The sequence below is a fragment of the Blastococcus sp. MG754426 genome, from assembly GCF_021699055.1.
GTDB lineage: Bacteria > Actinomycetota > Actinomycetes > Mycobacteriales > Geodermatophilaceae > Blastococcus.
The window spans coordinates 1-6,873 of sequence record NZ_SSXC01000123.1; the positions used below are offsets into that span (position 1 = coordinate 1).

General features: G+C 73.1%; 8 protein-coding genes. 2 read left to right on the forward strand and 6 right to left on the reverse strand.

Annotation, left to right across the window (positions count from 1 at the left end; all coding sequences use genetic code 11):
• A partial coding sequence (locus E9549_RS22020) for an alcohol dehydrogenase catalytic domain-containing protein (RefSeq protein WP_236828730.1) occupies window positions 1-234 on the reverse strand: 234 nt, incomplete at its 3' end.
• 214 nt (window positions 235-448) lie between these two features.
• On the opposite strand from E9549_RS22020, the gene E9549_RS22025 reads away from it, so the two are divergent.
• Both E9549_RS22025 and E9549_RS22030 read left to right on the forward strand, forming a co-directional pair.
• Window positions 449-1,867: an OFA family MFS transporter gene (locus tag E9549_RS22025; RefSeq protein ID WP_236828733.1), complete on the forward strand. Its 1,419-nt coding sequence runs from the start codon at window positions 449-451 to the stop codon at window positions 1,865-1,867.
• Window positions 1,864-2,010 (forward strand): hypothetical protein, encoded by a 147-nt coding sequence (locus E9549_RS22030; RefSeq protein ID WP_236828734.1) that lies wholly within the window; start codon window positions 1,864-1,866, stop codon window positions 2,008-2,010. Before E9549_RS22025 ends, E9549_RS22030 begins: the two co-directional genes overlap by 4 nt.
• A gap of 53 nt (window positions 2,011-2,063) precedes the next feature.
• On the opposite strand, the gene E9549_RS22035 is transcribed toward E9549_RS22030, so the two are convergent.
• The 5 genes from E9549_RS22035 to E9549_RS22055 all read right to left on the reverse strand — a co-directional run bounded on the left by E9549_RS22035 (window position 2,064) and on the right by E9549_RS22055 (window position 6,736).
• Entirely contained in the window at window positions 2,064-2,441 is a 378-nt protein-coding gene (locus tag E9549_RS22035) for a sterol carrier family protein (RefSeq protein ID WP_236828735.1), read from the reverse strand.
• Window positions 2,441-4,786, reverse strand: a complete 2,346-nt coding sequence (gene purL, locus E9549_RS22040; RefSeq protein ID WP_236828736.1) for a phosphoribosylformylglycinamidine synthase subunit PurL — start codon at window positions 4,784-4,786, stop codon at window positions 2,441-2,443. Before purL ends, E9549_RS22035 begins: the two co-directional genes overlap by 1 nt.
• The gene (gene purQ / locus E9549_RS22045) at window positions 4,783-5,454 is read right to left on the reverse strand and encodes a phosphoribosylformylglycinamidine synthase subunit PurQ (protein WP_236828737.1); all 672 of its coding nucleotides are present in this window, start codon (window positions 5,452-5,454) and stop codon (window positions 4,783-4,785) included. The genes purL and purQ overlap by 4 nt, the downstream gene beginning before the upstream one ends.
• Before the next feature lie 7 nt (window positions 5,455-5,461).
• Window positions 5,462-5,701 carry a phosphoribosylformylglycinamidine synthase subunit PurS gene (purS, locus tag E9549_RS22050; RefSeq protein ID WP_236828738.1) on the reverse strand — a complete coding sequence of 80 codons (240 nt, stop codon included), beginning with the start codon at window positions 5,699-5,701 and terminating at the stop codon, window positions 5,462-5,464.
• A 150-nt stretch (window positions 5,702-5,851) separates the two neighbouring features.
• The gene (locus tag E9549_RS22055) at window positions 5,852-6,736 is read right to left on the reverse strand and encodes a DUF559 domain-containing protein (protein WP_236828739.1); all 885 of its coding nucleotides are present in this window, start codon (window positions 6,734-6,736) and stop codon (window positions 5,852-5,854) included.
• Between the last annotated feature and the right edge of the window lie 137 nt (window positions 6,737-6,873).

Genomic DNA, 6,873 nt, shown 5'->3' on the forward strand with positions numbered 1-6,873 from the left:
GTTGGTCACGCCCTCCCCGACCGCGGAGACCACACCGGCCGCCTCGTGGCCGAGCAGGAACGGGAAGTCGTCGTTGATCCCGCCCTCGCGGTAGTGCAGGTCGGTGTGGCAGACCCCGCACGCCTGCACGTCCACGACCGCCTCGCCGGGGCCGGGATCCGGCACCACGATCGTCTCCACCGTCACCGGCTCGCCCTTGCCGCGGGCCACCACACCTCGCACCTCGTACGCCATGTGACGAAGCCTAGGGCCCACCCCGGCACGCGACTCGGAGCCGTCCCGGCCATGAACGGTGAGTCACACCCCGGTCACAGCAGCCTGTTGAACGCGCAATCTGCTCGCACACCACGTACGGTCCCACGCGATAGCGACCCAGATCACAGAGCATCGGGCGCGTCCCGGTCGCGTCCAACCGGCCGTACCGGTCCCGTCCCCGGAGGTTGTCCCCGTGGCAGTACCCGCCTTCCTGGCTCGCGACCGCATCGTCGCCAAGCCGGGCTTCAACCGCTGGCTCATCCCGCCGGCGGCGCTCGCCGTGCACCTGTGCATCGGCCAGGCGTACGCGACCAGCGTCTACAAGACGGCGCTGGTCGAGCACTTCGACGCGAGCCTCACCGCGATCGGCATCATCTTCTCGATCGCCATCGTCATGCTCGGTCTCTCCGCCGCCGTCTTCGGCACCTGGGTGGACAAGAACGGGCCGCGCGCCGCGATGTTCACCTCGGCCGTCTTCTGGGTGAGCGGCTTCCTCGTCGGCTCGCTGGGCATCTACACCAACCAGCTCTGGCTGCTCTACCTCGGCTACGGCTTCCTCGGCGGCATCGGCCTGGGCATCGGCTACATCTCGCCGGTCTCCACGCTGATCAAGTGGTTCCCCGACCGCCCGGGCCTGGCCACCGGCATGGCGATCATGGGCTTCGGCGGTGGCGCGCTCATCGCGTCGCCGCTGTCCCGCCAGCTGATGAACTGGTACGACCCGAACTACGACCCGGCCGTCGCCGGCACGGTGCCCAGCGGCAACGCCGTCGCGGGCCTGTTCCTGACCCTCGGCCTGATCTACCTGGTCTTCATGATGTTCGGTGCGTTCATCGTCCGGGTGCCCGCGGCCAACTGGCGGCCCGACGGCTTCGACCCGTCGACCGTCAAGGCGAAGTCCCTGGTCACGACCGAGAACGTCTCGGCGAACAACGCCATCAGGACGCCGCAGTTCTGGCTGCTGTGGACCGTGCTGTTCTGCAACGTGACCGCCGGCATCGGCATCCTCGAGCAGGCGGCGCCGATGATCCAGGACTTCTTCCGGGAGGGCGACACCTCCACGGTCCTCGCCGCGACCGCGGCCGGGTTCGTCGGCCTGCTGTCGCTGTTCAACATGGCCGGCCGGATCGTGTGGTCGTCCACGTCGGACTACATCGGGCGCAAGCCGATCTACATGGTCTACCTCGGCGTCGGCATGGTCTTCTACGTCCTGCTGGCCACGGTCGGCAGCACCGCGACCTGGATCTTCGTCCTCTGCGCCGCCGTGATCCTGTCCTTCTACGGCGGTGGCTTCGCGACGGTCCCGGCGTACCTCCGCGACCTGTTCGGCACCTACCAGGTGGGTGCCATCCACGGCCGCCTGCTGACCGCCTGGGCGGCCGCCGGCATCGTCGGCCCGCTGATCGTCAACGGTGTCCTCGACCTCCAGGGCACCCCCGGTCAGCTCGTCGCCGGCGACTACCGGCCCGCCCTGTTCATCATGGTCGGGCTGCTGGCCGTCGGTTTCGTGGCGAACCTGCTGATCAAGCCGGTCGCCGAGAAGTGGTGGGAGCCCAAGCCCACCGATGTCCCGACCGCTGCCGCCGAGCCCGAACGGAGCAACGTCCGATGAGCACTCCCGCGCCGCGCACCGGCGAGCAGCCCACCACGCACACCCCGGTGGGCCTGGTCGCCTTCGCCTGGGCCCTGGTCGGCGTCCCGCTGGCCTACGGGCTCTACAACACCATCAAGGCGGCCAGCGCGCTGTTCGGCTGATCGCCCCGCTCTCCCCGACGCCCCCGTCCGCGACCCGCGGGCGGGGGCGTCGGTCACCTCAGCGGGCTCAGCGGCAGGTGGGGGGCGAGATCGGCCCGGTTGCCGCTCGCGCTGACCTTGCCCTCGGCCAGCGCCTCGTCCCACGTCACCTGCCCGGTGGCCAGCCGCAGCCAGGTGGCCGCGTCGGTCTCCACCACGTTGGGCGGGGTGCCCCGGGTGTGCCGCGGCCCCTCGATGCACTGCACGGCGACGTGCGGCGGCACGCGGAGTTCCACGGAGCGGCCGGGCACCTGCTGGGCCAGCCACCGCGCGCTGGTCTTCACCGCCGCCCCCAGCACCGCTCGCGGCGGTTGCCCGGCCTCCCCCGCCAGCCAGGCCCGCGCCGGGTCGACCGCGGCCCGCAGCTCGTCGGCCGGGATGGGCGCCGGCATCAGGAGGTGGGGACGGTGCCCGCCGGGACCGTGCCGACGGCGTCCTCGGGCGCCCCGAACAGCGCCGGCAGGGTGGCGCTCCAGGTGGCCCGCAACTCGTCCAGCGGCAGCGCGGCCAGCCCCTCGACCGCCAGCGCGTCGCCGCCGGTCGTCCCGAGCTCGGTGACGGGCACACCGGCCCAGCGCGCGGTGGTCTTCACCCCGCCGGGGTCGGTGGTGGTGACGACGACGCGCGCCGTCGACTCGCTGAACAGCGCGGTGAACGGGTCCTCCCTCAGCTCCAGGCGGGCACCGACGCCGTGGCGCAGGGCCGACTCGGCCAGCGCCTGGGCGAGCCCGCCGTCGGCGAGGTCGTGGGCCGACCCGATCAGCCCCTCACGGGCCAGCGCGGCCAGGAGCTCGCCGAGCGCCTTCTCGGCCGCCAGGTCCACCGCCGGCGGCCGCCCGCCGAGGTGACCGTGCACGACCGACGCCCAGGCCGAGCCGCCGAACTCCGGCCGCGTCTCGCCGAGGAGCAGCACCGTCTCCCCCGCGGCCCGCCAGCCGGAGGACACCCGGGTGCGGACGTCCTCGTGCACCCCGAGCACCCCGATGACCGGCGTCGGGTTGATGGCGACGTCGCCGGTCTGGTTGTAGAGGCTGACGTTGCCGCCGGTGACCGGCAGGCCCAGCTCGCGGCAGCCGTCGGCCAGGCCGCGGACGGCCTCGGCAAACTGCCACATCACCTCGGGGTTCTCCGGGGAGCCGAAGTTGAGGCAGTTGGTGACCGCCAGGGGCTTCGCGCCCGAGACGGCGACGTTGCGGTAGGCCTCGGCGAGGTTGAGCCGGGCGCCGGTGTAGGGGTCCAGGCGCGCGTAGCGACCGTTGCCGTCCAGCGACAGCGCGATGCCGCGGTGGGACTCCTCGTCGATCCGCACGACGCCTGCGTCGTCGGGCTGGGCGAGCACGGTGTTGCCGCGGACGTAGCGGTCGTACTGCTCGGTGACCCAGGTCTTGTCCGCGCCGTCCGGGCTGCTGACGACGGCCAGCCAGTGGGCCTCGAGCTCGGCGGCGGTGGCCGGCCGGGGCAGCCGCGCTGCGTCGTCGGCCTGGAGGGCGTCGAGGTCGGCGGGACGCCGCATCGGGCGCTCGTAGACCGGTCCCTCGTGGGCCACGGTGCGCGGCGGGACGTCGACGATCCGCTCGCCGTGCCAGTCGACGGTGAGCCGGTCGCCGTCGGTGACCTCACCGATGACGGTGGCGAGGACGTCCCACTTCGCGCAGACGGCGAGGAACGCATCGACCTTGCTCGGCTCGACGATCGCGCACATGCGCTCCTGCGACTCGCTCATCAGGATCTCGGCGGGCGTCAGGGTGGTGTCCCGCAGCGGGACGGCGTCGAGGTCGACGTGCATCCCGCCGGTGCCGGCGCTGGCCAGCTCGGAGGTCGCGCAGGAGAGCCCGGCGCCGCCGAGGTCCTGGATGCCGGTGACGAGGTCCTGGGCGAAGATCTCCAGGCACGCCTCGATGAGCAGCTTCTCGGTGAACGGGTCGCCGACCTGCACGCTCGGCCGCTTGGCCGGGCCCTCGGCGTCGAAGGTCTCGGACGCGAGGACGGAGACGCCGCCGATGCCGTCGCCGCCGGTGCGGGCGCCGAACAGGATCACCTTGTTGCCCACGCCCTCGGCCTTGGCCAGCCGGACGTCCTCGTGCTTCATCACGCCGACGCACAGCGCGTTGACCAGCGGGTTCCCCGCGTAGCAGTCGTCGAAGAGGACCTCGCCGCCGATGTTGGGCAGCCCGAGGCAGTTGCCGTAGCCCCCCACCCCGGCGACGACGCCGGGCAGCACGCGGGCGGTGTCGGCGGCGTCGGCGCGGCCGAACCGCAGCGAGTCCATGACGGCGACGGGGCGGGCGCCCATGGTGAGGATGTCGCGGACGATGCCGCCCACGCCGGTGGCCGCGCCCTGGTAGGGCTCCACGTAGCTCGGGTGGTTGTGCGACTCGACCTTGAAGGTGACCGCGTAGCCGTCGCCGACGTCGACCACGCCCGCGTTCTCGCCGATGCCGACCAGCAGCGCGTCGCTCTCCGGGAGGTCGCCGAAGCGGCGCAGGTGGACCTTGCTGGACTTGTAGGAGCAGTGCTCGCTCCACATGACCGAGTACATCGCCAGCTCCGCCGTCGTGGGGCGGCGGCCGAGGATGTCCTTGATCCGGGCGTACTCGTCGGCCTTCAGGCCCAGCTCGGCGTAGGGCTGCTCGTCGTCCGGCGTGCGCGCGGCGAGGTCGACGGTGTCGAGCCGGTGCTGCAGCCGGCCGGGGCCGGTGTCGAGGTCGGAGAGGCCCGCGGTTGCTGACTCGCTCACGCTGCGACGACCGCCTTCAGGACGCTGGTGAAGAAGCCGAGCCCGTCGGTCGACGGCCCGGTGAGGTCCTCGATCGCGTGCTCGGGGTGCGGCATGAGCCCCACGACGCGGCCGTTCTCGCTCGTCACGCCCGCGATGTCCCGGCTGGAGCCGTTCGGGTTGCCCCCGGCGTAGCGGAAGACGACGCGCCCCTCGCCCTCGAGGCGGTCGAGGTCGGCGTCGGCGGCCACGTAGCGTCCCTCGCCGTTCTTGACCGGGATGACGATGCGCTGACCGGGCCGGTAGTCCTGCGTCCAGGCGGTGTCCGCGCGCTCCACGACGAGCACCTGGTCGCGGTTGCGGAAGTGCAGGTGGCTGTTGCGGGTGAGCGCACCCGGCAGCAGCCCGGCCTCGCAGAGCACCTGGAAGCCGTTGCAGATGCCCAGCACCGGCATGCCGTCGCCCGCCGCGGCCACGACGTCGGCCATCAGCGGCGACCGGGCGGCGATGGCGCCGGCGCGCAGGTAGTCGCCGTAGGAGAAGCCACCCGGCAGGACGACGGCGTCGACGTCCTTCAGGTCGTGGTCGGCGTGCCAGAGGGCGACCGGTTCACCACCGGCGAGCCGCACCGCCCGCGCGGCGTCGACGTCGTCCAGGGAGCCCGGGAAGGTGATGACACCGATGCGCACGGTTCGTTCAGTCCTTGGGGAGGTGGAGCTCGACGTCCTCGATCACCGGGTTGGCCAGCAGCGTCTCGGCGATCTGCTTCAGCTCGGCCTCGTCGGGCGTCCCCTCGACCTCGAGCACGAAGTGCTTGCCCTGGCGGACGCTCCGGACGGAGTCGTGGCCGAGCCGGCCGAGCGCGCCGAGGACCGCCTGACCCTGGGGGTCGCTGATCTCCGGCTTCAGGACGACGTCGACGACCACGCGGGACACGACGCCGAGGGTACCGGGGCGGCGCGGGCCACCCCCGTGACCCTCGTCTCCTGCGTCCGCGTCCCCTTCTCGGGCGCCACATCGGCGATCTCGGGCCCACTCGCCCGCCGGCAGCCCGAGATCGCCGATCTCGCGCGGGACGGGCGCTGCTCAGCCGCGCCGCAGCGCGCGCCGGATCTCGACCACCACCTCGTCGGGACGGCCCAGCAGGTCCGCCGACGAGAACCGGAGGATCACCCACCCCTCGGCGACCAGCCTGTTCTGCCGCCGCAGGTCCTCGACGAACGTCTTCCGGTCGCGGTGCAGATCCCCGTCGAACTCCACGAGCACCCTGCGGTCGGGCCAGGCGAAGTCCAGCCGGCCGATGAACGCCCCGGCCGAGGTGTGGGCGCGGTACTGCAGCACCGGCGCCGGCAGGCCCGCCCGGTGCATCGACCAGCGGAACACCGACTCCATCGGCGACTCGGCGCGCGGATCACCGACCGGGAGGACGGCGCGGGCACGGGCGGCGCCCCGGCCGGAGGGACGCCGGTCCAGCGCGCCCTGGAGGTCCGCGCGCCGGCACCGGTGGGCGAGCAGCTGGTCGGTCACCGCGAGCAGGGCGGGCGCTTCCAGGATCCCGGCCAGGTCACGCCAGGTCCGCGCCGGCGTCGTCACCGGGAAGTTCCTGTGCCTGGTCACCTCGTCGTCGGCCAGGGGCACCCGGTAGAGCCGGCGGTCGACGCGGCTCTCGGCCCGCGAGCTCGCCGGCACGACCAGGTGGGCGCGCACGTCGTCCCGGTCGCGCAGCGGCACCTCCAGCTCCCAGAGGTCCGCCGCGGAGAGGTGGCTGACCACGGCACCGGTCGGCGCGGTGAGGAGCACGGCGGCCAGCCGACCGCGCGGCTCTCCGGTCAGCGCCCGCGGGAGGTAGGTGTCCCGCGACAACCGGGCGAGCTGGGGGTGGCGCAGTCCGTGGTCGCTCACCCCGGCGGCGAGCGCGGCCCGGCGGGTCGTCGGTCCGGTGATCCGCGACCGCGGGGTGCGCTTCGGCATGAGCGCAGCATGGTCGGCCGCGGGCGTCCTCCCCCGCTCCGTCCACAGGCCTCCCCGACATCGGCGATCTCGGGCCGGAACGCTTCCCTGCAGCCCGAGATCGCCGATGTCGGGGAGGCCTGTGGACGGAGCGGGGG

Coding starts and splice junctions, on each gene's coding strand:
- E9549_RS22030 (WP_236828734.1), top strand. CDS start 1,864: ATGAGCACTCCCGCGCCGCGCACCGGCGAGCAGCCCACCACGCACACC.
- E9549_RS22055 (WP_236828739.1), bottom strand. CDS start 6,736: ATGCCGAAGCGCACCCCGCGGTCGCGGATCACCGGACCGACGACCCGC.
- E9549_RS22035 (WP_236828735.1), bottom strand. CDS start 2,441: ATGCCGGCGCCCATCCCGGCCGACGAGCTGCGGGCCGCGGTCGACCCG.